Origin of the sequence: Klebsiella sp. 141161, assembly GCF_050600815.1 — a bacterium.
Taxonomy (GTDB): Bacteria; Pseudomonadota; Gammaproteobacteria; order Enterobacterales; family Enterobacteriaceae; genus Klebsiella; species Klebsiella aerogenes.
In genome coordinates this window covers 510,600-536,393 of sequence record NZ_JAQIRN010000001.1, presented here as the reverse complement: position 1 = coordinate 536,393, position 25,794 = coordinate 510,600, and the positions used below count along the sequence as shown (strand labels likewise).

At 56.8% G+C, this 25,794-nt stretch carries 24 protein-coding genes; 13 read left to right on the top strand and 11 right to left on the bottom strand.

The annotated features are described in order from the left end of the window. Positions 1–86: 86 nt before the first annotated feature. Positions 87–629, bottom strand: coding sequence for a HutD family protein (locus PGR79_RS02575; RefSeq protein ID WP_113373660.1), 543 nt, complete (start codon positions 627–629; stop codon positions 87–89). A 198-nt stretch (positions 630–827) separates the two neighbouring features. Between PGR79_RS02575 and PGR79_RS02570 the strand changes: the two genes are divergently transcribed. Next, positions 828–2,258 (top strand): purine-cytosine permease family protein, encoded by a 1,431-nt coding sequence (locus PGR79_RS02570; RefSeq protein WP_113373661.1) that lies wholly within the window; start codon positions 828–830, stop codon positions 2,256–2,258. Positions 2,259–2,302: 44 nt separating this feature from the next. Here the strand turns inward: PGR79_RS02570 and sapF are convergent, their stop codons facing one another. The 7 genes from sapF to PGR79_RS02535 all read right to left on the bottom strand — a co-directional run bounded on the left by sapF (position 2,303) and on the right by PGR79_RS02535 (position 10,542). Then, positions 2,303–3,112 carry a peptide ABC transporter ATP-binding protein SapF gene (gene sapF, locus PGR79_RS02565; RefSeq protein WP_047044986.1) on the bottom strand — a complete coding sequence of 270 codons (810 nt, stop codon included), beginning with the start codon at positions 3,110–3,112 and terminating at the stop codon, positions 2,303–2,305. A gap of 1 nt (position 3,113) precedes the next feature. Then, on the bottom strand, positions 3,114–4,106 hold the full coding sequence (gene sapD / locus PGR79_RS02560) for a putrescine export ABC transporter ATP-binding protein SapD (RefSeq protein ID WP_015366243.1): 993 nt from the start codon (positions 4,104–4,106) through the stop codon (positions 3,114–3,116). Further along, positions 4,106–4,996, bottom strand: coding sequence for a putrescine export ABC transporter permease SapC (sapC, locus tag PGR79_RS02555; RefSeq protein ID WP_015366244.1), 891 nt, complete (start codon positions 4,994–4,996; stop codon positions 4,106–4,108). Before sapC ends, sapD begins: the two co-directional genes overlap by 1 nt. Then, a complete protein-coding gene (gene sapB, locus PGR79_RS02550; RefSeq protein WP_015366265.1) occupies positions 4,983–5,948 on the bottom strand; it encodes a putrescine export ABC transporter permease SapB in 966 nt (321 codons plus the stop codon). Before sapB ends, sapC begins: the two co-directional genes overlap by 14 nt. Then, on the bottom strand, positions 5,945–7,597 hold the full coding sequence (gene sapA / locus PGR79_RS02545; RefSeq protein ID WP_430921012.1) for an ABC transporter substrate-binding protein SapA: 1,653 nt from the start codon (positions 7,595–7,597) through the stop codon (positions 5,945–5,947). The genes sapB and sapA overlap by 4 nt, the downstream gene beginning before the upstream one ends. 238 nt (positions 7,598–7,835) lie before the next feature. Beyond that, a complete protein-coding gene (locus PGR79_RS02540; protein WP_015366267.1) occupies positions 7,836–8,120 on the bottom strand; it encodes a hypothetical protein in 285 nt (94 codons plus the stop codon). A gap of 124 nt (positions 8,121–8,244) precedes the next feature. Next, positions 8,245–10,542, bottom strand: a complete 2,298-nt coding sequence (locus tag PGR79_RS02535) for a helix-turn-helix domain-containing protein (RefSeq protein ID WP_113373165.1) — start codon at positions 10,540–10,542, stop codon at positions 8,245–8,247. 171 nt (positions 10,543–10,713) lie between these two features. Here PGR79_RS02535 and PGR79_RS02530 point away from each other — a divergent pair, with 171 nt between their 5' ends. Both PGR79_RS02530 and PGR79_RS02525 read left to right on the top strand, forming a co-directional pair. Then, positions 10,714–11,883 carry a M20 aminoacylase family protein gene (locus PGR79_RS02530; protein WP_015366269.1) on the top strand — a complete coding sequence of 390 codons (1,170 nt, stop codon included), beginning with the start codon at positions 10,714–10,716 and terminating at the stop codon, positions 11,881–11,883. 25 nt (positions 11,884–11,908) lie between these two features. After that, complete coding sequence (locus PGR79_RS02525) at positions 11,909–13,300, top strand: MFS transporter (protein WP_113373166.1); 1,392 nt, start codon at positions 11,909–11,911, stop codon at positions 13,298–13,300. Here the strand turns inward: PGR79_RS02525 and pspF are convergent. After that, on the bottom strand, positions 13,291–14,277 hold the full coding sequence (gene pspF, locus PGR79_RS02520; protein WP_183269066.1) for a phage shock protein operon transcriptional activator: 987 nt from the start codon (positions 14,275–14,277) through the stop codon (positions 13,291–13,293). The two genes, PGR79_RS02525 and pspF, sit on opposite strands and share 10 nt — an antisense overlap. Positions 14,278–14,429: 152 nt before the next feature. On the opposite strand from pspF, the gene pspA reads away from it, so the two are divergent. From pspA to PGR79_RS02480, 8 genes are all read left to right on the top strand, one after another. Next, the gene (gene pspA / locus PGR79_RS02515) at positions 14,430–15,098 is read left to right on the top strand and encodes a phage shock protein PspA (protein ID WP_087859389.1); all 669 of its coding nucleotides are present in this window, start codon (positions 14,430–14,432) and stop codon (positions 15,096–15,098) included. A gap of 55 nt (positions 15,099–15,153) precedes the next feature. Then, on the top strand, positions 15,154–15,378 hold the full coding sequence (pspB, locus tag PGR79_RS02510) for an envelope stress response membrane protein PspB (RefSeq protein ID WP_045393114.1): 225 nt from the start codon (positions 15,154–15,156) through the stop codon (positions 15,376–15,378). Further along, a complete protein-coding gene (gene pspC, locus PGR79_RS02505; protein WP_015366274.1) occupies positions 15,378–15,737 on the top strand; it encodes an envelope stress response membrane protein PspC in 360 nt (119 codons plus the stop codon). Before pspB ends, pspC begins: the two co-directional genes overlap by 1 nt. A gap of 30 nt (positions 15,738–15,767) precedes the next feature. Then, positions 15,768–15,986, top strand: coding sequence for a phage shock protein PspD (gene pspD / locus PGR79_RS02500; RefSeq protein ID WP_015366275.1), 219 nt, complete (start codon positions 15,768–15,770; stop codon positions 15,984–15,986). 105 nt (positions 15,987–16,091) lie between these two features. Continuing rightward, complete coding sequence (locus PGR79_RS02495; RefSeq protein ID WP_113373168.1) at positions 16,092–17,489, top strand: YcjX family protein; 1,398 nt, start codon at positions 16,092–16,094, stop codon at positions 17,487–17,489. Further along, positions 17,486–18,547, top strand: a complete 1,062-nt coding sequence (locus tag PGR79_RS02490; RefSeq protein WP_045374644.1) for a TIGR01620 family protein — start codon at positions 17,486–17,488, stop codon at positions 18,545–18,547. Before PGR79_RS02495 ends, PGR79_RS02490 begins: the two co-directional genes overlap by 4 nt. Before the next feature lie 317 nt (positions 18,548–18,864). Continuing rightward, a complete protein-coding gene (gene tyrR, locus PGR79_RS02485) occupies positions 18,865–20,406 on the top strand; it encodes a transcriptional regulator TyrR (RefSeq protein WP_045374638.1) in 1,542 nt (513 codons plus the stop codon). A gap of 133 nt (positions 20,407–20,539) precedes the next feature. Beyond that, positions 20,540–21,577, top strand: coding sequence for an AbrB family transcriptional regulator (locus PGR79_RS02480; RefSeq protein ID WP_113373170.1), 1,038 nt, complete (start codon positions 20,540–20,542; stop codon positions 21,575–21,577). Positions 21,578–21,605: 28 nt separating this feature from the next. On the opposite strand, the gene tpx is transcribed toward PGR79_RS02480, so the two are convergent. After that, positions 21,606–22,112: a thiol peroxidase gene (tpx, locus tag PGR79_RS02475; protein WP_113373171.1), complete on the bottom strand. Its 507-nt coding sequence runs from the start codon at positions 22,110–22,112 to the stop codon at positions 21,606–21,608. A gap of 102 nt (positions 22,113–22,214) precedes the next feature. Between tpx and ycjG the strand changes: the two genes are divergently transcribed. Continuing rightward, on the top strand, positions 22,215–23,180 hold the full coding sequence (gene ycjG, locus PGR79_RS02470; protein WP_113373172.1) for an L-Ala-D/L-Glu epimerase: 966 nt from the start codon (positions 22,215–22,217) through the stop codon (positions 23,178–23,180). On the opposite strand, the gene mpaA is transcribed toward ycjG, so the two are convergent. Further along, the gene (gene mpaA / locus PGR79_RS02465; RefSeq protein WP_113373173.1) at positions 23,171–23,884 is read right to left on the bottom strand and encodes a murein tripeptide amidase MpaA; all 714 of its coding nucleotides are present in this window, start codon (positions 23,882–23,884) and stop codon (positions 23,171–23,173) included. The genes ycjG and mpaA overlap by 10 nt on opposite strands. 188 nt (positions 23,885–24,072) lie before the next feature. On the opposite strand from mpaA, the gene PGR79_RS02460 reads away from it, so the two are divergent. Continuing rightward, a complete protein-coding gene (locus PGR79_RS02460; RefSeq protein WP_113373174.1) occupies positions 24,073–25,689 on the top strand; it encodes an ABC transporter substrate-binding protein in 1,617 nt (538 codons plus the stop codon). Positions 25,690–25,794 lie beyond the last annotated feature (105 nt).

The window sequence follows — 25,794 nt, the reverse complement described above, 5'->3', positions numbered from 1 at the left end:
ATGACAAATGCGCTCACTCCAGTATATCACCGGATAATCACTACGTTTTACCGTGAGATCACGACGCGTTACCGATATTTCTGCGGTTAACGGCGCACGATCGTGGTGAGTAACAGTAGGGCGTCTGTCGTGAGCGGCGCGAGTTCGCCCGGCGCTTGCTGATGCCAGAAAATACCCGATTGCGCTTCACATTGCCGTTCACCAAGTTGCCAGCGACCCTGTAATACCCACGCGACGCCTTCGTCGCCGGGAGTCTGTACATCGTTCACGACCCGAACCTCGGCGTCGGCGCGACTGCGCTGGGTCATGATATTAAAGTCGAGACCGCGCTCGCGGATCCCTTCGCTACGCAGCGGCCACTCGCCGGCAAAAGCCCAGGGTTGCCACAGCGCTAAAGGGTAATCGATAGCTTCGCCTTTCAGGCGCAGCGGCTGCCCGGTGAGTAGGGTAATGACACGATCGACGCCGGGAAAGCAGGAAAACGGACCATCATTTTGTAGGGTGGCAATGCTGGCTCGCCACAAAAAAGGGGCATCAGGAGAAGGTACACAGACTATCTCACGGGTCTCGCCAGCGCCATTTTTCCAGGGTGTGACGGGCAGAGTGGATAGTTGGACGGGAACGATCATGAGCGGTACACCTCGTTAAGCGCTGCCTGCGCAGGCGTTAATCAACGTTATTGTTATGGTTTTGTTACTTTTTGCAATACAAAGAATTTACATATTCATCACAAAAATAGGATGCGTGCGGTGCGGGCAGTTGTCAATGCTTGTATATACAGGATCGGTCAGATGGGGAGTCAATGAAATAATAATAGCGAGGTACCTATGTCTTCTTTTTCGTCTACAGACGGGCAACCAAAAAGTAATGAGGCAGGATTAAAGGAAACGCGGTCGATTGATTACATTCCCGAACGCGAGAGGCATGGGCATCCGTTTAGCCAGTTTACTCTGTGGTTTGGCGGCAACCTGCAAATTACCGCTATTGTCACCGGCGCTTTAGCCGTGGTGCTGGGCGGCGACGTGGTGTGGTCGCTGATAGGCCTTCTTCTTGGACAGGTGTTGGGGGCGGCGGTGATGTCGCTGCATGCCCTGCAGGGACCACGGCTGGGTTTGCCGCAGATGATAATCAGCCGCGCCCAGTTTGGCGTCTTTGGCGCGGTAGTGCCGCTGGTACTGGTCTGCGTCATGTATGTTGGCTTCTCCGCCAGCGGTACCGTACTGGCCGGGCAGGCGATGGCAAAACTGTTAAGTATCAGCAACGTTGCCGGCATGCTGCTATTCAGCGCGATTATTATTGTTATTGCGGTACTGGGTTATAAGGTGATTCATAAGTTGGGTAAACTGGCGAGCATTATCGGCATTCTGGCTTTTGTTTATATGTTCGTTACGCTACTGATGTCGGCGGATCTCACGGCCCTGGCGCAAAATAACCATTTCTCCCTGCCGATGTTCCTGCTAGCCGTGTCGCTGTCATCGTCGTGGCAAATCGCGTTCTGCCCGTATGTGTCCGACTATTCGCGCTACCTGCCACGCAATGTATCGGCAACGAAAACGTTCTGCTCGGTATTTTTCGGTACCGTATTAGGAACCCAGACATCCATGACGCTAGGGGTATTTACCGCCGCGATTGCCGGCAGCGCTTTCCCCGGTCATGAAGTGAGTTATCTGGTGGGATTGGGTAAAAGCCAGGTGATGGCGATGGTCATCTACTTTGCTATTTGCTTTGGCAAAATCACCTTCACGACGCTTAACGCCTACGGCAGTTTTATGTCTCTGACCACCATTGTTTCCGGTTTCCGTCGCCAGACGGCATTGTCGCAGAAATGCCGTGTCGCTTTCGTCGTCCTGATGGTCGCGGCTTCGTGTATTATCGCGCTGCTCAGTGAGCCAGCTTTCTTAAAACACTTCACCCATTTCCTGTTATTCCTGCTGGCTTTTTTCGTTCCCTGGAGCGCCATCAGTCTGACCGATTACTACATTATCTCTAAAGGCGCGGTCGATATTCCGGCGCTTAGCGACCCGCATCAGCGCTATGGTTTCTGGAATCTGTATGCCATTACCATTTATATCATTGGCGTGCTTATTCAACTGCCGTTTATTGAGAACCCGCTGTTCCATGGTTCGCTGACGTGGATATTCGCCGGCAATGATGTGTCATGGATTATCGGCTGGGTAGGTACAGGATGGTTGTATTTTGCGCTGCGCCGCTTTGACCGCCGACCATTACCGGCGCAGAGCGTGTTCCCGCAGTCATAAAGGGCAGGGGCGGCTATTATGCCGCCCCTGAAGGAAAGTTAACGCTATTTGCCATCTTTTCGCCAGGCGTCGGCAGTCAGCGCTTCGCCAAAATGGCCGGCGATCAGCCGCTTGGTCAGATCATGCAGAGGCGAGGCCAGTACATCAGCAGTGCTTCCGCGCTCAACCACTTCGCCCTCATGCATCACCAGCACCTGATCGCTGATGTGCTTCATCATCCCCAGATGCTGAGTTACGTAGATGTAGGATATTCCCTGTTTTTCCTGTAGTTCCAGCATCAGGTTGATTAGCTGCGAGCGCATTGACATATCCAACGAGGCCAGCGCCTCATCGCAGATAATCACTTTCGGACGCAGGATCAAGGCACGAGCAAGACCCAGGCGTTGTTTTTGCCCCGGCGCCAGCATATGCGGATAGTAGCTGACGTGGTCAGGTAGCAGACCCACCATGCGCATCGTCTCGATAATCTGCTTTTCCCGGGCTTCTGGTTCAAGATCGGTATTGAGGCGCAGCGGGAAATCGAGGATCTGCGAAATACGCTGACGCGGGTTAAGCGAGGTCGAGGGATCCTGAAAAATCATACGAATACGCTGGCTGCGGAATGAGTAGTCGCCAAACTCCAGCGGATGGTCGTCAATCAACAGTTCACCGGTGGTTGGCTCAACCATCCCGGCCAGCATTTTGGCCAGCGTTGATTTACCGGAGCCGTTTTCACCAATAATTGCCAGCGTCTGACGCTCGCGTAGGGTAAAGCTCAGCGGCTTCACCGCCTCTACCGTCTGACGGTGGAACCAGCCGGTACGATAGCGAAAGGTCTTACTCAGATTGCGAACTTCCAGCAATGTTTCGACCATTTCACTCTTTCTCCATGTTCAGCGGGAAATGACAGGCGTACAGATGATTACGCGCGCCGGTCAAACGCGGCGTGACGATACACTCGCGTTGCGCATAGGGACAGCGCGGCCCCAGCCGACAGCCGATCGGCAGTTGTTCCAACAGCGGAATGGCGCCGGGCAGGGTATTCAGCCTGCTTTTATGCGGCATTGAGCTGCCGAAGTCCGGGATCGCGCGAATCAGCGCCTGCGTGTAGGGGTGATGAGGAATGGTCACCAGCTCTTCGCTCGGCGCGGTTTCCACCGTCTGCCCGCAATACATGACGTTAATTTTATCCGCCCATTTGCTGAGCATTTGCATATCGTGACTGATCAGCAAAATAGTGGTGTTGTTGTTCTGGTTGAGCCGGGTCAGCAGGCGAATAATCTGCGCCTGAGTAGTCGGTTCCATGGCATTAGTGGGTTCATCAGCAATCAGCAAGCGCGGCTGGTTGGCAAGCGCGATGGCGATCATAACCTTCTGACATTCGCCGTCGGTCAGTTCGTAGGGGAAGCTGCGCATAATATCTTTGTGATCTTTAATCCCCACCCGGTGCAGCAGTTCGATGGCGCGGCGCTTGCGCCAGCCAAAGCGTTGCCACCAGTGGCCTTTAAAGGTCCAGCCGGGGATATTTTGCATCAACTGCAGCCCAATACGCTCGGAAGGATCGAGACAGGATTGCGGCTCCTGGAAGATCATCGATACGTTGTGGCCAATCAGTTTGCGGCGCTCGCGGTTAGACAGGCGCAGCAGATCGATATCATCAAAACGCATACGGTCGGCGGTGACCCGCCAGTTATCTTTAGTGACACCGCAAATCGCCTTGGCGATTAAGCTCTTGCCGGAACCTGATTCCCCCACCAGACCACGGACTTCACCTTCAGCCAGCGTCAGGCTGACCCTATCGACGGCCTTTACCCAGCCTTCGTTGGTTTTAAACTCAATGGTGAGATTACGTATATCCAGTAACGGCATTATTGGACCCCGGCAATAATTGCGCGGCGAATACCGTCGCCCAGCAGATTAATGAGCAGTACGCTTATCATAATGGCCGCCCCCGGCAACATGACCGTCCAGGGAGCGACGTAAATCAGTTCCAGCGCGTCGCCGAGCATGGCGCCCCATTCCGGAGAAGGTAGCTGGGCGCCGAGGTCGAGAAAACCGAGCGCGGCAATGTCGAGGATCGCCATCGACAGCGCGCGGGTAATTTCGGTGACCAGCCCGGCGGTAATATTAGGCAGAACCGCGAACCAGAGAATATTGAGCGTGGAAGCGCCGTCGAGGCGGGCGGCAATCACGTACTCTTTTTCCAGTTCATCGTGCACCATGCTGTAGACCGAACGCACCATGCGCGGCAGCAGAGCCAGCCAGACGGCGAACATCGCATGGCTAAGATGCGGACCGGCGAAAGCGACGACGATAATCGCCAGCAGCAGCGACGGAATCGATAGCAGGGTGTCGAGAATATGGTTCATTACCGCTGAACGTAAACCATGGGTGGAACCAGCAATCACGCCAAGCACCAGGCCGAACAGCGCGGCGCCGAGCGTGACCACAAAGGCGCCGCCGACGGTCGGCGCCGCGCCGCTGAGTAGTCGACTCAATACGTCGCGGCCAAGGTCGTCGGTGCCGAGGAAGAACGACACTTCACCGTAGCGCGACCATGAGGGCGGCAGCAGCTGGTAGCCAAGGAACTGCTGATCGATGCCATAGGGCGCGAACCAGCCACCGAATACGCATAGCAGCACCAGCGCGCCGCAGCCGTATAAACCAATCATCGCGGTGGTATCGCCGTAGAACTTACGCCATACGGTGCGCAATGCGCCCGGCGGGCGCTTTTCGAGATAGACGCTATCGTAGGGCATACCATTCCTTATGTTTCAGTGGGTTAGCCATGGCTCCTAAAATATCCGAGATCACGTTGACGATAATGACCAGCGCGCCGATCACCATCACTCCGGCGGAAATCGCCGCGTAATCCTGTTGGCGGATGGCGTTGATCAGCCAGCGCCCCAGCCCCGGCCAACTGAAGACCATTTCGGTAATCATTGCCAGCGTTAACATAGTGGAGAACTGCAGCCCCAGGCGCGGGATCACCGGCGGCAGGGCGTTGTGCAACACGTGGCGGTGGAGAATCGTCCTGCGGGTGACGCCACGGGTCGCCGCGGCTTTAACATAGTTTGTATCATAGACTTCGCTGGTACTGATGCGCATCAGACGGATCACTTCGGTGGTCGGCGCGACGGCCAGGGTTAACACCGGCAGGACCATATGTCGTGCGGCGCTAACGATCATCTCATGGCGCCAGGGTGAATCGGATAGCCAGGCATCAATGAGCGCGAAACCGGTCACCGTTTTTACTTCGTACAACAGATCAAAGCGGCCGGAGACAGGTAACCAACCCAGCGTTAGCGAGAAGAAAAGGGTAAACAGCAACGCCAGCCAGAACACCGGAATGGAGAACCCCACCAGCGCCAGGGCGCTAATGAGCGTATCCGGCCATTTATTACGCATGATCCCGGCAATCATTCCCACGGGAATGCCGACCAATAACGCAAAACCAAATGCCAGAATGCACAGCTCCATCGTTGCCGGGAAGACCACTTTCAGCTGTTCGGAAATCAGCTGGCCGTTGATGCTGGAGACGCCAAAATCCCAGTGCAGCACCCCTTTAAACCAAAACAGCCAGGCATTCCACAGCGATGCGCCCTGCAGCGGCGCGTGCGGCGTGAAATAGCTGAGACTAAAGCCGATAAAGGTGAGGAAAAACAGCGTCACAAGCAACAGCAGCAGGCGGCGCAGGGTAAAAATAATCATGGTTTTTTCACCTCTTCTTTTTCGCGCGACACGCCTGCGAAGGAGGCGTTGCCAAACGGACTCAGCACCAGTCCTTTCATATCATAACGATAAGCCTGCAGCCGCAGCGAAGAGGCCAGCGGCAGCACCGGCAGCTCGCGGGCGAGAATATGCTGCGCCTCTTTATAGGCTTCGATGCGCGAGGCCAGCTGCTGCGAAATCAGCGCTTTCTGTAATACCTCATCAAACTCGCGGTTGCACCAGTGGGCGAGGTTGGTCTGCGAACCAATCGCCGCGCAGCTTAACAGCGGGCGGAAGAAACTGTCCGGATCATTACTGTCGGTGGCCCAGCCGGAAAGCGTTAAATCGTGGCTCATGTCCATCAATCGCGCCTCCTGGAAACGGCCTTCAACAGGAATAATAATCACTTTGACACCCACCTGCGCCATATCCGCCTGTATCAGCTCGGCGGTTTTCAATGGGCTGGGGTTCCACGCCTGGGAACTGGTCGGCACCCACAGTTTTAAAGTCAAATTACTCAAACCCAGGGCCTGCAGGCGACGACGCGCCTCCGCGGGGTTGTATTCGGTAATTTTAGCGTCGTTGTCGTAGGCCCACGAGGCGCGAGGCAGCATCGAGGCCGCGGTTTCCGCGGTGCCGTAGTAGATCGATTGCATCAGACGCTGGTTGTTGATCGCCAGCGCCAGCGCGTGGCGAACTTCCGGGTTATCCAGCGGCGGTTTAGCGGTGTTGAAAGCCAGCCAGGCGATATTCATACCCGGGCGCAGCGTCAGACGCAGGCGCGGATCGTCGCGCAGGATGGTGAGCTGGCTGGCGGCCGGCCAGGCGAGCACGTCGCATTCGCCGGTCAGCAGTTTTGACAGACGACCGGTGCCGCCGGAACCGAGATCCACTACCACCTGCGGCATCAAGGGTTTGCCGCGCCAGTAGGCCGCGTGGCGCTGCAGGCGGATGTACTGCCCGGTGCGATACTCTTCCAGCTTAAACGGACCGGTGCCGACGGGCTCGCGGTCAAGTTGTTCTTCGCGGTCGCTTTTGGTCAATTGCGCGGCATACTCCGCCGACATGACCGAAGCATAGTGTGTTGCCAGATGCCACAGGAACGAAGCATCCGGCCGTTTCAGGCGAAACTCGACGGTATGGTTATCCAGCTTACGAACGCTTTCTACGGTATCGGCGAACTGCAGGCTATCAAAATAGGGGAAGCTACTGCCGTTAACGCTGTGCCACGGATCGTCGCGGTTAAAGATGCGCCCGAAGGTAAAGATGACATCATCAGCGTTAAAGGCGCGGGTCGGTTTAAACCAGTCGGTGGTCTGGAACTGGACCTTATCGCGCAGATGGAAGCGGTAGGTGGCGCCGTTATCAAGCACTTCCCAGCTTTCCGCCAGTTCAGGTACCAGACGATAGGTATAGGGGTCGACGTCGAGAAGGCGATCGTAGATCTGGGCGGCTAGGGTGTCGACAATCAGGCCGCTGCTGACTTTTTGCGGGTTAAAGGTATTTACCTGCCCGCTGACGCAATAGACAAATCCGCTATCGCGGATATCGGCATTAGCTGGCAGCGCCGGAGTCAAGGCCGGTGCGGCAAAAGCCTGCCCGCACAGCATCGAGGCTGCCGCTAAAAGAGAGGGCAATTTCAGGCGCATATTTTCTTTTTGATCATAGAGCAGAGCTCTATCTTATTAATATTAAATGACATTTACCACCACCTTTACGACATCGAGGGGGATAATGCGGTCACCGGCAGCGCATGTTGTCCAGCCAGTTGGTCAATTTAGTGTCGGAAATAAACCAGTATTATGAAACATGGTATCTTTTTATCGCCAATTTCTCCAGTTAGCCATCTGCTGGCGTTCTGCAATCGGCGGGCGCGAGTGGTGGGGATCAGAGCGGAAGGAGCTGATTGTAGCGGGCAATATAATCCTTTGGCGTGATCTCCAGTTCTCCGCCGTCGCGATGGATGGCGACGAAAGTACGTAGTACCAGTCCGCTTTTACGTTCTGATATTTCCCAGCCTTGTTCGCTGTAGGCATCGCGCGTGGAGCGCACGCAGAGATCCGAGAAAATCATCATTAAAGAGAGGGCTGGCGCATGATGATTTTTCATAGTGTGAATCAGACTGGCATGGGCGGCATAGCGGGTTAGCGTATGAGAATTAACCGGAATCACGTGAATTTTCAGTCCATTGAATATAATTGCCGCCGATGATAATTCACATTAAGACATCTTACCAGTTACATATTATTAACTCCTCGCGTTTTCATACATGAAATGATAGTGACGTTGTCACGCTTCAATCATTCAGCGGTGTGAATTCATATAATGCCAGCGCATTGCTCTGCAATGAATCCACCCGTAGCCAGCCATCATCCAGTTGTTCCTCATGCACGCTCAGCGCCGGACGGGCGTGGTGCTGGAGCCAGCGATAATCTTCTTCGTCCGGGCCGCTGCGGCTACGGAATGCCTCGAACAGCGGAAATAGCGCGCCGTGATGTTGATCGAACAAATGCTGTTTGATGCGCCAGCGTCCCTCCAGTCCTGCAAGCCGCAGGGTATAGGGTTGGCGAAAACGCTGAGTAAAGGCCTCTTCGCTCGACAGCCAGGGGTTGAAAATCACCGTATTGCGCAACAGCAACTGGTAATGTCCGTTATGACGTAACAACAACAGGTTTTTGTCATTGATTAAGACTTCGCCGCGCAGACGCCGCCACAGCCATAATACCCAGTAAACCGGGCGCGGCAGACCATGCAGGTAGTGCAACGCCAGGCTGGAGGTGTCAAGTTTACCGTTGTCCCGCGCCTCCCCCTGCAGCCCGGAATTAAGCCAGAAGCCTGCCAGCCACACCTGTTCGGCAATGCCCAGCAGGTTATCCATCAACAGCGCGCCGCGAAAAAAACGCCCGTTGGTATCGCGGGTATCGCCGGTTAACGTATTCCACGATAGCAGCCACAGCGGCAACGAGAGCTGCCGTTGCCGCAGGGCATTATGGATTTGGCGTAATTTCTGTCGCGGATAGCTTTCACTGGCGGCAAGCTTGCTGCTATCGGCCTGCGCCAGGTCAAGCAGTTCATTAGCATCCGCCTGGCAGGCGAGAAAATCGGCCTCGCTGAGCAGCGGGGAAGACAGTAGCGGATCGTCGGCAATACCGCTTTGCGGGAAACGATGCCAGATCCCCATTTGCGGTTGTTGCAAGGTGGACGCGAGCACTTCGCGCTGTTGTCGCCAGGCCAGCTGTCGCGCCGCTTCACTGGCCTGCGGCGACCAGTGCCAGACAAAACGCCAGCTCGCAAGCGTCGTGGGTGGGAAGTGATTGGCGGCGAGCCGAAGAAAACGCTGCAATAAATCGCAGCGGGTGGTTAAACCGGTATGGAGCAGCACCGTCCAGCCTTTCTGCGCCAGCCAGCTAAACAGCTGCTGAAGATTGTACCAGCAGGCATAGCCCGCGAGCGTCGGGTCGTCCCAGCCTTCGCCAAACAAGCGGCTGCTGAGAAACGGATCGTGAATATCAATGCCGTAGACGGGTAGCGTCTGCTGCAGTTGCTCCAGCTCGCGGCGGACATCTTCGCGGAGTAAATCATCGAGTTCACGGACGGTAACGATGGTACGGGTATGGCGCAATACCGGCGCGCGCGCTGGCAACTGGCGGATATCCACCAGCCTTGTCTGACGCGGGTTGAGCAGCAGCGGCGGCGTATTATCGCTGTTTTTTTCCGCCTCATTCAGGCGGGCGTAAAGCCGCTCAACCGCGACCGGATGCCAGACCTCACTGGCGTTGACTCGCGGACGAGCGGCGGGCTGCGGCTGCTGTTGGCGAAACTGCCGCGGTGTGACGCCATGCTGACGCTTAAACAGATCGCTCATGATGCGGGTACTGGCGAAACCGTTGTCCTGCGCCACCTGCTGCACCGAGCGGCGGGTGGCCAGCAGTTGCTCGGCGGCCTTGCCGAGACGCAGGGCGGTAATGTACTGCACGAAGCTGACGCCGACCTCTTTATGAAACAGGCGGGAAAGCCAGGCCTCCGAGACAAACTCAGCGGCGGCCACTTCCTGCAGCGAGATCCGCCGCTGATAGTTGGCTTCGATGCGCGCTACTACGTTGATAATTCGTCGGCTCCAGTTTTCGGCGCCGCGGCGCAGGCTGGGTACGATGGGCTGCGTAAAGCGAGTCGCCAGCAGCAGGGCGATTTCGCTGAGCCAGCGGTTGGCTTCTAAGCGGTAGCGCGACTGATGATTGACCAACCCGGCTACCAGCAACTGGCGCATCAACTGGCGCAGGTTATCTGCCGCATCCATGTTTTCGCCGTTAACCCGATAATCACAGGCAAAAAAATCACTATCAAGGCGGGTGAGCCAACCGGCGGCAAGGTTGAGGATCATGACCGCATTGGCCTCTTCGCCGGTAATCTGCCAGCGTTGGCGGCGGTTAACGATCGCCAGTCCATCAACGCGCATCTGTTGTGGCGCTTCGCCGAGTTGCAACATCGCGCTGCCTTCCAGCAGCCACAGCAGCGTTAATCCGTCGCTTTCCGGTGGGCAGAAATGACGAATATCGCGAACCGTGAGGCTGAAATCGCCGAGATGATGTTCCATGCGCCGCTCCTTCAGAGACAAAAAATAACAGGGTATTTTTTGTCATAACAGAATTGTATAGAAAACAGTCATTGATAATTCGTCAATATAAAACAAAAAAGCGCATTTTAAAGCCGGGTGGGGCGCATAAACTCGAAAGTGTCGTGCCAACACAACACAGGAATAATAAAAATGACACATCCATTGATTGAATCTTTGCAAGTTAATGAAGCGCAGTTTGTGGCGTTACGTCGCCGCTTCCACCAACAGCCCGAGATTGGCTTTGAAGAACATAAAACCAGCGATGAAGTCGCCAGGCTGCTTGCTGAGTGGGGATATGAAGTGCATCGCGGCCTCGCCGGTACCGGCGTGGTCGGGACGCTGAAAGTCGGCAGCGGCGAAAAACGTCTGGGTCTACGCGCGGATATGGATGCGCTGCCGATGCAGGAAATGAGCGGTAAAGCATGGGCAAGCCAGGTCGACGGGCGTTTTCACGGCTGCGGCCATGACGGTCACACCACCACGCTGCTGTATGCGGCGGAATATCTGGCGCGCACGCGTCAGTTTAACGGTACGCTGCAGTTAATTTTCCAACCGGCAGAAGAGCTGCTGTACGGCGGACGGGTGATGGTCGAAGATGGCCTGTTCACAAAATTCCCCTGCGACGCCATCTTTGGCCTGCATAACATGCCGGGCCAGAAACTGGGCAAAATCGGCCTGCGCGACGGCGCGATGATGGCCTCTTCCGATACGCTGCATATCGAAGTGAAGGGCGTTGGCGGCCATGGCGCGGTACCGGAACATACCGTCGATGCGACGCTGGTTGCCTGCCACATTACCCTCGCGCTGCAATCGATCGTTTCACGCAACATCACGCCATTTGAACCTGCGGTAGTCACCGTCGGCAGCATTCAGGCTGGTCACGCGCCGAACATCATCAACGATAAAGTGTTGATGAAGCTGACGGTCCGAACCCTTAATCAGCAGGTACGCGAGACGGTGCTGCAGCGCATTCATGATATAGCGGTCGCGCAGGCGGAAAGTTTTAACGCCAGCGCTACCTTAACCCACGTCAACGGCAGCCCGGTTTTACGTAACGATCCGGCGGCTAATGAGTTGGTTCGTGAAGTGGCGACCTCGCTGTTTGGCAAAGAACAGGTTGGTACCGTGAATCCATTTATGGGCAGCGAAGATTTCGCCTTCATGCTGGAGAGCAATCCAAACGGTTGCTACTTCACTATCGGCGCGGGTGATGAAGCCGACCGCTGTATGGTGCATAACCCGGGATACGATTTTAACGATCAAATCCTGCTTACCGGTGCGGCGCTGTGGTGCGGCCTGACGGAACGCTATCTGCGTTAACCTATCGCGACGGGGGGACCCGATTATGAGTTCTGTATCGTTAAGCGAATCTCAGTTCGTCGGCAGCGATCGCCTGCTGGCGGGTATTGTGCTCAGCGTGCTGACGTTCTGGCTGTTTGCGCAATCGGTTATCAATGTTGTTCCGGCGATGAAAAGCAGCCTCGATATTTCACTGGAGACGTTAACCCTGGCGGTGAGTCTCAGCGCTTTATTCAGCGGCTGTTTTGTGGTGGCCAGCGGCGGGCTGGCGGATAAATTCGGCAGGGTGCGGATGACCTATCTCGGCCTGGCGCTGAGTATTATCGGTAGCGCGTTTCTGGCGGCGTCGCAGGGGCCGGGACTATTTATCACCGGCCGTATCCTGCAGGGGCTCTCGGCGGCCTGCATTATGCCGGCGACGCTGGCGCTGATCAAAACCTGGTATGAAGGTAGGGCGCGGCAGCGGGCGGTGAGTTTCTGGGTCATTGGCTCCTGGGGCGGCAGCGGGCTTTGCTCGTTTGTCGGCGGCGCGATTGCCACCGGTCTTGGCTGGCGATGGATCTTCGTGTTTTCGATTGCGGTGGCGCTGTTGGCATTATTGCTGCTACGTGGCACCCCGGAGAGCCGCAGCGCCAGCGCCGATCGGCATAAGCTGGATGTGGGCGGATTATTAAGCCTGATCGCGTCGCTGGTGCTGCTTAATCTGTTTATCAGCAAGGGTCATCAATGGGGCTGGAGCAGCGGTTTAACGCTGTCGATGTTGGGCGGCGCGGTGGTTATGGGAGGTTTGTTTATTCGCAGCGGTTTGCGTAAAGGTGAAGCGGCGCTAATCGACTTCGCTTTATTTCGCAACCGAGCCTACGGCGCGGCGGTGCTGTCGAACTTCATGCTTAATGGCGCTATCGGCACGATGATGATCACCAGCATCTGGCTACAGCAGGGGCATCATCTCACCCCGTTGGAAACCGGCATGATGACGCTGGGTTATCTGGTGACGGTACTGGCGATGATTCGCGTCGGAGAAAAACTGCTCCAGCGCTATGGCGCGCGGTTGCCGATGATGACCGGGCCGGTGTTTACCGCTATCGGTATTCTGCTGATCTCCTGTACCTTCCTCGATAAGTCGCTGTATATCGGGACCGTCTTCTTCAGCAATATTCTGTTTGGCCTCGGTCTTGGTTGTTATGCCACACCTTCGACCGATACCGCCGTCGCCAATGCGCCGGAGAATAAAATTGGCGTCGCGTCAGGGGTTTATAAGATGGGAAGCTCGCTTGGCGGTGCGATGGGTATTGCCGTGACGGCGTCACTTTTTGCGCTGTTCCTGCCGTTGGGGATGGCCAGCGCCGCGCAGTACGCGCTGTGGTTTAACGCCGCGCTGTGTTTAGGCTCAATGCTGGTCAGCGCGGCGATGCTGCCGCGCGTCCCTCATAGCTGATGCTTCTTCAGTAATGCGCGTAGCTGGTGGTAGGTAAGCCCCAGCAGCTCCGCCGCCTGCTTTTGATTGTACTTCGCCTGCTGCAGGCTTGACTGCAGCAGGCTTTTTTCTTGCTCCAGCTGAAAGGCGCGCAGGTCCAGCGGCAACGCGGGAAGCGCATGTTCGGCGACCGGAGCAGGCGCAGGAGCGGCGCTGTTAAATGGGTTGATAATGATATTATCCAGCTCGCTATCACTGCTGCCGTGGCGGTAAACCGAACGTTCAACCACGTTTTTCAGCTCACGAATATTGCCCGGCCAGCGGTATGCAAGCAGCGTGTCGACGGCTCGTTCGCTAAAGCCGGGAAACAGAGGGAGCCCCAGTTCGCGGCACATCTGAATGGCAAACTGGTTGGCAAGCAGCATGATGTCGCTCTGGCGCTCGCGCAGTGGCGGTAGTTGCACGACATCAAACGCCAGCCGGTCGAGCAGGTCGGCGCGGAAATGACCTTCCTCGACCATTTTGGGCAGATCGGCGTTGGTGGCGCACACCAGCCGTACGTTAACCTGCAGCGGCTGGCTGCCGCCGACGCGTTCGAGTTCGCCGTATTCAATTACCCGCAGCAATTTTTCCTGCACCAGCATCGGAGCGGTGGCCAGCTCATCGAGAAACAGCGTGCCGCCGTCGGCACGTTCAAAGCGCCCCGGATGCCGTTTGCTGGCGCCGGTAAAGGCGCCAGCTTCATGACCAAACAATTCGGAATCGAGAAGGTTTTCATTCAGCGCCGCGCAATTCAGCGAAATAAACGGCCCCTGCCAGCGCGAAGAGAGAAAGTGCAGTCGGTTGGCAATGAGCTCTTTGCCGGTCCCGCGTTCGCCGATCACCAGCACCGGTTTATCCAGCGGCGCCAGCTGCGAGACCTGCTCGAGCACCTCCAGAAAGCTGTTTGCCTCGCCCAGCAGGTTATCCTTGTATTCCGCCATGATGAATTTCGCCATTAAGTAGTGTGATTCGCCAACTCACTGTAGCAAGCAGGCGATCATATCTCAACCACCTTGTTTAAAATCAATAAGATAAAAAGTTGGCACGCCATTTGTATTAACTACTGCACAGGCCGCTGCCTGCTATCAGAACTATGAGGATTGAAATTATGGGTATTTTTTCTCGCTTTGCCGACATCGTGAACGCCAACATCAACTCTCTGCTGGAGAAAGCGGAGGATCCGCAGAAGCTGGTCCGTCTGATGATTCAGGAGATGGAAGACACGCTGGTTGAAGTGCGTTCTACCTCCGCCCGCGCGCTGGCGGAAAAGAAACAGCTGACCCGCCGTATCGAACAGGCGCAGGCGCAGCAGCTGGAATGGCAAGAAAAGGCCGAGCTGGCCCTGCGTAAAGAGAAAGAAGATCTGGCGCGTGCGGCGCTGATCGAAAAACAGAAGCTGACTGACCTTATCGGCAGCCTGGAGCACGAAGCGCAACTGGTGGATGAAACCCTGGCGCGGATGAAAAAAGAGATTGGCGAGCTGGAGAATAAGCTCAGCGAAACCCGCGCTCGTCAGCAGGCGCTGATGCTGCGCCATCAGGCGGCCAGCTCTTCGCGTGATGTTCGCCGCCAGCTCGATAGCGGTAAAATGGATGAAGCGATGGCGCGTTTTGAGTCTTTCGAACGCCGAATTGACCAAATGGAAGCCGAGGCGGAGAGCCATCGTTTTGGCAAACAACAATCGCTGGATCAGCAGTTTGCCGAACTGAAAGCGGATGATGAAATCAGCGAGCAACTGGCGGCGCTGAAAGCCAAAATGAATCAGAATAACCAGTAATGCATATTGCGCGGCGCGGTGTTGCGCCGCGGCTCACCACCTGTAAGGAGTACACATGAGCATGCTTTTTCTTGCCATCCCGCTCACGCTATTTGTGCTGTTCGTGTTGCCGGTCTGGTTATGGCTGCACTACAACAATCGCTCGGCGGATGGGGCGTTAACCCAGAACGAACAGCAGCGCCTGCTGCAGCTGACCGATGAGGCGAAACGGATGCGCGAACGTATTCAGGCGCTGGAAGCGATCCTTGATGCGGAACATCCGAACTGGAGAGACAAATAATGGCCGGATTGGACTTTAATAAAAAACTGTGGCGTATCCCGCAGCGCGGAATGGTGAAGGGGGTCTGCGCCGGTATTGCGCAGCACCTGGATGTGCCGGTGAAGCTGGTGCGTCTGATAACCGTGCTGGCGATGATTTTTGGCCTGTTCTTTTTTGTGCTGGTGGCCTACATCATTCTGACTTTCGCGCTGGACCCGATACCGGATAGCGAACTGTACGGCGAAAAAGGGCCGAGCAATGGCGATTTACTGGCCGCCGTGGATGCCGAACTGGCTTCCGGCGAACAGCGCCTGCGTGATATGGAGCGTTATATCACCTCCGATACCTTCACGCTGCGCAGCCGTTTTCGTCAACTGTAAAACTTTTTCCATATAACCACGAGGCAACGCATGAATATGAAATGGCAACAGGCAGGGCAAAAAGTGAAACCGGGTCTTAAGATCGCCGGTAAGCTGGTGCTGCTGACCGCGCTGCGTTACGGCCCGGCGGGCGTTGCCGGTTGGGCGGTGAAATCGGTGGCGCGTCGGCCGCTGAAAATGTTGCTGGCGGTAGCGCTTGAGCCGCTGCTCAGTCGGCTGGCCAATCGTTTTGCCCGCGGAATGAAATAATTCCTCAGGGGGAGGAATACCGACGCGCTTTATATTGACCCTAATTATCCCCATCTAAATAGCTTATCATTAAACGACATTCCTTCTGGGCATAACGGACTGGCGATGAAGCGACTCAAAACTGAATTCAATGCGCTGGTCAACCGCGGGGTTGACCGGCATTTACGTCTTGCCGTGACCGGGCTAAGCCGTAGCGGTAAAACGGCTTTTATCACCGCGATGGTTAATCAACTGCTGAATATCCACGCCGGGGCCCGGTTGCCGCTGCTGAGCGCGGCGCGCGAAGAACGTCTGTTGGGCGTGAAACGGGTTCCGCAGCGTGATTTCGGCATTCCGCGTTTTACCTATGATGAAGGCCTGGCGCAGCTTTATGGCCAGCCCCCGGCCTGGCCGACGCCAACCCGCGGGGTGAGCGAAATTCGCCTCGCACTGCGCTATCGCTCTAACGATTCTCTGCTACGTCATTTCAAAGACACCTCAACCCTGTATCTGGAAATCGTGGATTATCCGGGCGAATGGCTGCTCGACCTGCCGATGCTGGCGCAAGATTATTTAAGCTGGTCGCGGCAGATGACCGGGCTGTTACAGGGTCAGCGCGGAGAGTGGTCTGCCCGCTGGCGGCAGCTGTGCGAGGGGCTCGATCCGCTGGCGCCCGCCGACGAAACCCGGCTGGCGGAGATCGCCGCCGCCTGGACCGATTATCTACACGCCTGCAAGCGCGAGGGGTTGCACTTTATTCAGCCGGGGCGGTTTGTGCTTCCCGGCGACATGGCGGGCGCGCCGGCGCTGCAGTTTTTCCCTTGGCCGGATGTCGATGCGGCTGGCGAAGCCAGACTGGCGCAGGCAGATAAACACACCAATGCGGGGATGCTGCGCGAGCGTTTCAAATACTACTGCGAGAAAGTGGTGAAAGGCTTTTATAAAGACCACTTCCTGCGCTTTGACCGCCAGATTGTACTGGTGGACTGCCTGCAGCCGTTAAACAGCGGGCCGCAGGCGTTTAACGATATGCGTCTGGCGCTGACCCAGTTGATGCAAAGTTTCCATTACGGCCAGCGAACGCTGTTCCGTCGCCTGTTTTCACCGGTTATTGACAAGCTACTGTTTGCCGCCACTAAAGCCGATCACGTGACCGTCGATCAGCACGGCAACATGGTGTCGCTACTTCAGCAACTGATTCAGGACGCCTGGCAGAATGCCGCCTTTGAAGGCATCAGCATGGATTGTCTGGGGCTGGCATCCATTCAGGCCACCCAGGGAGGGCTTATCGAGGTTAACGGCGAGAAGATCCCGGCGCTGCGCGGCGATCGTCTGAGCGATGGGCAGCCGCTCACTATTTTCCCAGGCGAGGTGCCGGCGCGGCTGCCGGGTCAGGCCTTCTGGGAACAGCAGGGTTTCCAGTTTGAGAACTTCCGCCCGAGAGCGATGGATGTCGATAAACCGCTGCCGCATATTCGCCTCGACGCGGCGCTGGAATTTTTGATTGGAGATAAATTGCGATGAGCGAGCCGATAAAACCGCGGATCGATTTCGATGGCCCTCTGGAAACGGAAAAGAGTCAGACCTTAAAATCGGCCCGCGCCTTTGACGCGGCCGATGCGCAAACCTTCGCTCCGATGCTGCCTGAAATGGTCGCTGAAGAGGAGGGGGCCGCCGAAGCGGTGGTGGAATCGGTACTGCGCCCGAAACGCAGCCTGTGGCGACGGATGGTTAGCGCCGGGCTGGCGATTTTTGGCATTAGCGTGGTGGCGCAGGGCGTGCAGTGGACGGTGACGGCCTGGCAGACCCAGGACTGGATTGCGCTTGGCGGCTGTGCGGCCGGGGCGCTGATTGTCGGCGCGGGCGTGGGATCGGTAGCGACCGAATGGCGTCGCCTGTGGCGGCTGCGCCAGCGCGCGCACGAACGCGATGAAGCGCGGGATCTGATGCATAGCCACGCGGTGGGCAAAGGGCGCGCGTTCTGTGAGAAGCTGGCGCAGCAGGCCGGGCTGGATCAATCGCATCCGGCGCTGCAGCGCTGGTATGCGGCCATCCATGAAACGCAAAACGATCGCGAAGTGGTGAGCCTGTACGCGCAACTGGTGCAGCCGGTGCTGGACGCGCAGGCGCGGCGGGAAATCAGCCGTTCGGCGGCGGAATCGACGCTGATGATCGCCGTCAGCCCGCTGGCGCTGGTCGATATGGCGTTTATCGCCTGGCGTAACCTGCGATTGATTAACCGTATCGCCACCCTCTACGGTATTGAACTTGGCTATTATAGCCGCCTGCGTTTATTCCGCCTGGTGTTGTTGAATATCGCCTTTGCCGGCGCCAGCGAACTGGTGCGCGAAGTCGGAATGGACTGGATGTCGCAGGATCTGGCGGCCCGCCTGTCGGCGCGCGCCGCCCAGGGTATCGGCGCCGGGTTGTTGACCGCCCGTCTGGGGATTAAAGCGATGGAGCTGTGCCGTCCGCTGCCGTGGATCGCGGATGATAAACCGCGGCTCGGCGATTTCCGCCGAGAGCTGATCGGCCAGTTGAAAGAGACGCTGCAGAAAAGCAAAACCGGCGCGGAGAAATAACGTCGGCAAGCGTAAATGCCGGGTGGCGGCCTCACCCCCCGGTGGCGCTGCCGCTTACCGGGGCTACAGCGCTGCGCGATTTGGTAGCCCGGAGAAGGCGCAACGCGCCGCCTCCGGGAAAACCCCTGGCGACCAGAGCCTTCTGTGCGCTCTCTGTGCCATGCGAGCCATAACGCAAAAGAAATGCCCGCATAACTTTACGGCATAAAGCCCATTTTTCCGCCATACTGTCAATAATTGTTGACAGCTATCTTCCCGTAAGCACATATCTGTCCTATCATTCATCCGTCATTGGCCTTTTTAGGGTGAAAACTCCTATGCGTCTGGAAGTCTTTTGTCAGGACCGTCTTGGTCTGACCCGTGAATTACTCGATTTGCTGGTGCTGCGCGGTATTGATCTGCGCGGTATCGATATCGACCCGATTGGCCGAATCTACCTTAATTTCGCCGAGCTGGAGTTCGCCAGTTTCAGCAGTTTAATGGCGGAAATCCGCCGTATCTCCGGCGTAACCGATGTTCGAACCGTGGCGTGGATGCCGTCAGAGCGGGAACATCTGGCGCTGAGCGCGCTGCTGGTGGCAATGCCGGAACCGGTGCTGTCGCTGGATGCCAAAGGCAAAGTAGAACTTGCCAACCCGGCCAGCTGCCAGCTGTTTGGTCAAACTCAGGCTCGTTTACGCAGCCATCCGGTGGCGCAGCTCATTACTGATTTCAACCTGCAGCGCTGGCTGGAAGGTAACCCGCTGGAGTCGCATACCGAGCATGTGGTCGTGAATGGCCAAAACTTTATGCTGGAAGTAACGCCGGTGTATCTGGAAGGCGAACACGCCGAACGCGTGCTGACCGGCGCCGTGGTGATGTTGCGCTCCACCGTACGTATGGGGCGTCAACTGCAAACGCTAACGACCCAGGATACCAGCGCCTTCAGCCAGATCCTCGCCGTTGGGCCGAAAATGCGCCACGTCGTAGAACAGGCCCGCAAGCTGGCGATGCTTAGCGCCCCGTTGCTGATTGTCGGCGATACCGGTACCGGTAAAGATCTGCTGGCCCATGCCTGCCATCTGGCCAGCCCGCGCGCCAGCAAACCGTATCTGGCGCTGAACTGCGGTTCGATTCCGGAAAATGCGGTGGAGAGCGAGCTATTCGGCGATGCGTCGCAGGGGAAAAAAGGTTTCTTTGAGCAGGCCAACGGCGGCTCTGTGCTGCTGGATGAGATAGGCGAAATGTCGCCTGGCATGCAAACGAAGCTGTTGCGCTTTCTCAACGATGGTACTTTCCGTCGCGTCGGTGAAGATCACGAAGTGCATGTCGATGTTCGGGTTATCTGCGCGACGCAAAAAAATCTCGTCGAACTGGTGCAGAAAGGGCTGTTCCGCGAAGATCTTTATTATCGTCTGAATGTGCTGACGCTGAACCTGCCGCCGCTGCGTGATTGTCCGCAGGACATCATGCCGCTCACCGAACTGTTCGTCGCGCGCTTTGCCGATGAGCAGGGTATCCCGCGGCCAAAACTTTCTGCCGACCTTAATACCGTGTTGACCCGCTATAGCTGGCCGGGCAACGTGCGTCAGTTGAAAAACGCAGTGTACCGGGCGTTAACCCAGCTTGATGGCTTCGAACTGCGTCCGCAGGACATCCTGCTGCCAGATCACGATGTGTCGTCGCTGCCGGTTGGCGAAGAGGCGATGGAAGGATCGCTCGACGATATTACCCGCCGCTTTGAGCGTTCGGTATTGACCCAGTTGTATCGCAGCTTCCCCAGCACGCGTAAATTAGCCAAACGTCTCGGCGTTTCGCATACCGCGATTGCTAACAAGCTGCGCGAGTATGGTCTGAGTCAGAAGAAAGGCGAAGAGTAAATCACTGCTGCGGCCGGCTCGGCGCGGCCGCAATTATCGGCGTTTTTTCAGCGATAATTCTGTATATACTTATTTTATTATTCTTTTTCCGGGAAGGTGACGGTTGGTGCTGCAACGGGATTGGCCTCAGTGGATGATATTACTGGCACTCTCCGCCGTGCTCTCCTTTGTGCTGTTCTGGCTCCACCTTCCTGCCGCGCCGCTGCTTGGCCCGCTTATCGCCGGAATTATCCTGAGTTTGCGCGGCGCCACGATTCGCCTCCCTCGTCCTTTCTTTATCGCCGCTCAGGCTATCATCGGCTGCATGATCGCCCGCGCGCTAACCCCGTCGATTTTTGGCGTTCTGGCCGCCAACTGGGCGCTGGTATTGATTATCCTCCTTTCTACGTTGGCCATCAGCGCGTTGACCGGCTTGCTACTGGTGCGTTACAGCTCGCTGCCCGGTGCAACCGGCGCGTGGGGAAGCTCGCCGGGCGGCGCATCGGCGATGGTGGTAATGGCGCAAGAGTATGGCGCCGACGTTCGTCTGGTGGCCCTGATGCAGTATCTGCGGGTACTGTTCGTGGTCGGCGCGGCGGTAATGGTGGTGCGTTTGGCGCTCGGCGGCGAGGCGCAGGAAATGACCCAGCATATCGTCTGGTTCCCGCCGTTGACTTTTAATCTACCGTTAACGCTGCTATTGACCGCGGTCGCCGGTTGGTTAGGGTTACGTTTACGCATCCCTTCCGGGGCAATGTTGTTACCGATGCTGGCCGGCGCGCTGGCCCAGGGCGAAGGCGTACTGTTGCTGGAGCTACCGGAATGGTTACTGGTGCTGGCCTATACTGCGCTCGGCTGGACGGTTGGCCTGCAGTTTAATCGCGATATTTTTATGCTGGCGCTGAAGACGCTACCGCAAATCATCGTCGCCATCGTCGGCTTGATCGCATTATGCGCGCTGATGGCTTTAGCGTTGACGCACCTGCTGCCGCTGGATTTTCTCACCGCCTATCTGGCGACCAGCCCCGGCGGTCTGGATACGGTGGCGATAATTGCCGTCGGTACCCGGGCGGATATGTCCTTTATCATGGCGATGCAAACGCTGCGCCTGTTTACTATATTGCTCACCGGCCCGGCCACCGCGCGGTTGATTTCGCGCTATGCGCCGCGCAAAGAAAAAAGCCTCCGTTGAAGGAGGCTTGATAACAGAAAGAGGGCGATTACGCTTTCAGCGCATCCAGCGCCGCATCGTAATCCGGCTCTTCGGTGATTTCGTTAACCAGTTGGCTGTAAACCACCTGGTCGTTTTCATCGAGAACAACGACTGCACGTGCTGCCAGACCGGCCAGCGGGCCTGCGGAGATAGCAACGCCATAATCTGCCAGGAACTGCGGCGCGCGCAGGGTAGACAGGGTGATCACATTGCTCAGGCCTTCTGCGCCGCAGAAACGGGACTGCGCGAACGGCAGGTCAGCGGAGATGCACAGCACGACGGTGTTGTTCAGCTCAGAAGCCAGTTGGTTGAATTTGCGAACCGATGCCGCGCAGACGCCGGTATCGATGCTTGGGAAAATATTCAGTACTTTACGTTTACCAGCGTATTGGCTCAGCGTGACGTCAGAGAGATCTTTGGCGACCAGCGTAAACGGCTGCGCCTTCGCGCCAGCCTGCGGAATGGAGCCCTGAACAGACACTGGGTTACCCTGGAAATGTACGGTTTGCGACATGGTTATCTTCCTGTTTACATATAGTTAACGTCGTAGTTAGTGTATGACATCAGCCAGCAACACGGCAAACTCTATTTAACATTTACCTAAGAGGCCCAGGGAATGCGCAACCTTCGAGTTTTTGAAGAATCATGGCCGCTACACACGCCGTTTGTTATCTCTCGCGGCAGCCGCAGCGAGGCCAAAGTGGTGGTGGTGGAAATAGAAGAGGATGGCGTAAAAGGGGCCGGAGAATGTACGCCTTATCCGCGCTACGGGGAAAGCATCGCCTCGGTGATGGCGCAGATTATGGCGATCGGCGAGCAGCTTGAGCGCGGCGCCACCCGCGAGCAGGTACAACAGCTACTGCCGGCAGGAGCCGCGCGCAATGCCGTTGACTGCGCGCTGTGGGATCTGGAGGCGCGCCGCGAGGGGAAAACGTTGCCACAGCTGCTTGGCGTCAACCTGCCGCGCGAAGTGGTGACGGCGCAAACCGTGGTTATCGGCACGCCGGAGCAGATGGCGGCCAGCGCCGCCGCGCTGTGGGAGAAAGGCGCGCGGCTGCTGAAGGTCAAGCTCGACGATCATTTGATTAGCGAGCGGCTGGTTGCTATTCGCGACGCGGTGCCGCAGGCGACGTTGATCGTTGATGCTAACGAAGCGTGGCGTGGAGAAGGTCTGGCGGCGCGCTGTCAGCTTTTGGCCGATCTTGGCGTGGCGATGCTGGAGCAGCCGTTACCGGCCGGCGCCGATGAGGCGTTGGAAAACTTTATTCATCCGCTGCCGATCTGCGCCGATGAGAGCTGTCATACGCGGGAAAGCCTGCCGGCTCTGCAGGGTCGCTACGAAATGGTCAACATTAAGTTGGATAAAACCGGTGGTCTGACCGAGGCATTGCTATTGGCGCAGGAGGCTGAACGGCTGGGATATAAGAGGATGCTGGGCTGTATGCTTTGTACTTCACGGGCCATTTCCGCCGCGCTGCCGCTGGCGCCGTTGGCCCGTTTCGCGGATCTCGATGGTCCGACGTGGCTGGCGGTGGATGTGGAGCCGGCGCTGCAGTTCAGCACCGGCGTGCTTCATCTGTGAGTGTGCCAGTGCAGTAAATCGGTCATCGCCGCGAGGTACTTTTCTGTCGCTTCGTCGGCGGAGACGGGCGGAAATTCGGCGGTAATGCACGGCAGGCCGATATCGGCGCACCAGCTGCCAAAAGAGCCCGGCGTTTCGTAACCGACGCTGCCTACCAGCGGTAAATTAAAGGCCCCGGCGAGCCATTGTCCCAGCTCGCTGTGCCCGGGGTCCTCAATGCAGGCCAGCGGATCGTGGAAGGAGACTACCCACGCCGGATGGATCTGGTGGATCAGCTGGCACAGCGCCTGGGTTTCGGGCTCCGAACCCGGTTTTTCACCGGTCAGCAGAACCACATCACGCTCTTCTGCTGCGCTATTCCAGCGATACACCGTTTCTCCCGCCTTCCAGTTAGCGGCCGGGAAGTTTCGATTGAGATCGATACCGCGGGCGTTGGCGCGTAACCCTAGCTGACAGCCGTCAGGGTTGACCGTTAATACCACGTGATGGCGGCGCAGCTCCGGTTTTAGCGTGCGCAACGCGCAGGAGAGGGCGACGATCGACGAGTTTTCGTCGCCGTGCGTGCCGGCGATAATCAGACCGCTGCGGCTATCAGCCAGCGGAGCGGGGAACCACAACAACGGCGCGCCGAGATGCGACTGGCCGTAACGTTGCGTGCCTGGCGGGAAAGCGCCGCGCAGGGGGCGAGGACGTGAAACGGGCATAGGGTATCCTGTCATCAGGTTATTGTTAGCAGTGTTGTAGAAAAGCGTCCCGGAATCAAACGCTTTCCTTCTCTGGCGAAAAAACTCGTCATGTCAATTTTCTATCATAAGCCGTTTGCAATTTCAGGTGGGGAAACAAATAATTATCGCTCTGCCAGCACTGGTTTGTTCATTTAAAAGGGGATCTCATGAAGTATCCTGTCACATTGACATGCGGCGCGCTGTGGTTAGCCAGCGTTTCTTCTCTTGCCTGGGCGGCGGATGTGCCTCCAGGAACCGTATTAGCTGAAAAACAGCAGCTGGTACGCCATATAAAAGACGAGCCCGCTTCATTAGATCCCGCTAAAGCCGTCGGCCTGCCGGAAATTCAGGTTATCCGCGATTTGTTCGAAGGGCTGGTAAACCAGGATGCGAAGGGCAATATCATCCCTGGCGTGGCGACCCGCTGGCAGAGCAACGATAACCGCGTCTGGACCTTTACCCTGCGCGATAACGCGCGCTGGTCCGACGGTTCTCCGGTGACGGCGCAGGATTTCGTCTATAGCTGGCAGCGTCTGGTGGATCCGAAAACCACTTCGCCATTCGCCTGGTTTGCCGCCTTAGCGGGTATCAGTAATGCGCAAAATATTATTGATGGTAAAGCGGCGCCGGACACTCTCGGTGTGACGGCGGTCGATGCCCACACGCTCCGCGTGCAGCTGGATAAACCGCTGCCGTGGTTCAGCAACCTGACCGCAAGCTTTGCGTTCTACCCGGTGCAGAAAGCGAATGTTGAAAGCGGCGCTAACTGGACGCGCCCGGGCAGTCTTATCGGCAACGGCGCCTATGTGCTGAAAGACCGGGTGGTGAATGAGAAGCTGGTCGTCGTGCCGAATACACAGTACTGGGATAACGCCAAAACGGTGATTAAGCAGGTGACTTTCGTGCCGATTAACCAGGAATCGTCGGCGACCAAACGTTATCTGGCGGGTGATATTGATATCACCGAATCCTTCCCGAAAAATATGTATCAGAAACTGCTGAAGGATATTCCCGGACAGGTCTACACGCCGCCGCAGTTAGGTACCTATTATTACGCCTTCAATACCCAGAAAGGGCCAACCGCCGATGAACGCGTGCGTCTGGCGTTAAGTATGACCATCGACCGGCGGATTATGGCGGAGAAGATCCTCGGCACCGGTGAGAAACCGGCCTGGCGATTCACCCCTGACGTTACCGCAGGCTTTACCCCGCAGCCTTCGCAGTTTGAGAGCATGAGCCAGGCCGAGCTGAATGCCCAGGCTAAAGCGCTGCTATCGGCGGCAGGATATGGCCCGGACCGTCCGCTGAAGCTGACGCTGCTGTACAACACGTCGGAAAATCACCAGAAAATCGCCATCGCCGTGGCGTCGATGTGGAAGAAAAACCTCGGTGTGGATGTGAAGCTACAAAACCAGGAGTGGAAGACCTATATCGATAGCCGTAATACCGGTAATTTTGACGTTATCCGCGCATCGTGGGTAGGGGATTACAACGAGCCGTCGACTTTCCTGTCGCTACTCACTTCTACTCATAGCGGTAATATCTCGCGCTTTAACGATCCGGCATACGATAAGATCCTCATCCAGGCGGCGCAGGAAACCTCGGAAAAAGCGCGTAACGATGATTACAATGCGGCAGAGAAAATCATCATGGCCAAAGCGCCTATTGCGCCGATATATCAGTATACCAACGGCCGCCTGATCAAGCCGTGGTTAAAAGGATACCCGATCACCAATCCGGAAGACGTGGCCTACAGCCGCACGATGTATATTGTGAAGCATTAATCAGTAGCGGTTGCCTGATGGCGTCAGGCAACCATCGCTAACCTCAGAACTGGCGCGGCTTACAGCGCCAGTTTCTCCTTCTGACCATTACCCGCCACAGCAGAA

Excerpts from the sequence above, each read along its gene's own strand:
- PGR79_RS02575 (WP_113373660.1), bottom strand. The coding sequence starts at position 629 with ATGATCGTTCCCGTCCAACTATCCACTCTGCCCGTCACACCCTGGAAA.
- PGR79_RS02570 (WP_113373661.1), top strand. The coding sequence starts at position 828 with ATGTCTTCTTTTTCGTCTACAGACGGGCAACCAAAAAGTAATGAGGCA.
- sapF (WP_047044986.1), bottom strand. The coding sequence starts at position 3,112 with ATGGTCGAAACATTGCTGGAAGTTCGCAATCTGAGTAAGACCTTTCGC.
- sapD (WP_015366243.1), bottom strand. The coding sequence starts at position 4,106 with ATGCCGTTACTGGATATACGTAATCTCACCATTGAGTTTAAAACCAAC.
- sapC (WP_015366244.1), bottom strand. The coding sequence starts at position 4,996 with ATGCCCTACGATAGCGTCTATCTCGAAAAGCGCCCGCCGGGCGCATTG.
- sapB (WP_015366265.1), bottom strand. The coding sequence starts at position 5,948 with ATGATTATTTTTACCCTGCGCCGCCTGCTGCTGTTGCTTGTGACGCTG.
- sapA (WP_430921012.1), bottom strand. The coding sequence starts at position 7,597 with ATGCGCCTGAAATTGCCCTCTCTTTTAGCGGCAGCCTCGATGCTGTGC.
- PGR79_RS02535 (WP_113373165.1), bottom strand. The coding sequence starts at position 10,542 with ATGGAACATCATCTCGGCGATTTCAGCCTCACGGTTCGCGATATTCGT.
- PGR79_RS02530 (WP_015366269.1), top strand. The coding sequence starts at position 10,714 with ATGACACATCCATTGATTGAATCTTTGCAAGTTAATGAAGCGCAGTTT.
- PGR79_RS02525 (WP_113373166.1), top strand. The coding sequence starts at position 11,909 with ATGAGTTCTGTATCGTTAAGCGAATCTCAGTTCGTCGGCAGCGATCGC.
- pspF (WP_183269066.1), bottom strand. The coding sequence starts at position 14,277 with ATGGCGAAATTCATCATGGCGGAATACAAGGATAACCTGCTGGGCGAG.
- pspA (WP_087859389.1), top strand. The coding sequence starts at position 14,430 with ATGGGTATTTTTTCTCGCTTTGCCGACATCGTGAACGCCAACATCAAC.
- pspB (WP_045393114.1), top strand. The coding sequence starts at position 15,154 with ATGAGCATGCTTTTTCTTGCCATCCCGCTCACGCTATTTGTGCTGTTC.
- pspC (WP_015366274.1), top strand. The coding sequence starts at position 15,378 with ATGGCCGGATTGGACTTTAATAAAAAACTGTGGCGTATCCCGCAGCGC.
- pspD (WP_015366275.1), top strand. The coding sequence starts at position 15,768 with ATGAATATGAAATGGCAACAGGCAGGGCAAAAAGTGAAACCGGGTCTT.
- PGR79_RS02495 (WP_113373168.1), top strand. The coding sequence starts at position 16,092 with ATGAAGCGACTCAAAACTGAATTCAATGCGCTGGTCAACCGCGGGGTT.
- PGR79_RS02490 (WP_045374644.1), top strand. The coding sequence starts at position 17,486 with ATGAGCGAGCCGATAAAACCGCGGATCGATTTCGATGGCCCTCTGGAA.
- tyrR (WP_045374638.1), top strand. The coding sequence starts at position 18,865 with ATGCGTCTGGAAGTCTTTTGTCAGGACCGTCTTGGTCTGACCCGTGAA.
- PGR79_RS02480 (WP_113373170.1), top strand. The coding sequence starts at position 20,540 with ATGATATTACTGGCACTCTCCGCCGTGCTCTCCTTTGTGCTGTTCTGG.
- tpx (WP_113373171.1), bottom strand. The coding sequence starts at position 22,112 with ATGTCGCAAACCGTACATTTCCAGGGTAACCCAGTGTCTGTTCAGGGC.
- ycjG (WP_113373172.1), top strand. The coding sequence starts at position 22,215 with ATGCGCAACCTTCGAGTTTTTGAAGAATCATGGCCGCTACACACGCCG.
- mpaA (WP_113373173.1), bottom strand. The coding sequence starts at position 23,884 with ATGCCCGTTTCACGTCCTCGCCCCCTGCGCGGCGCTTTCCCGCCAGGC.
- PGR79_RS02460 (WP_113373174.1), top strand. The coding sequence starts at position 24,073 with ATGAAGTATCCTGTCACATTGACATGCGGCGCGCTGTGGTTAGCCAGC.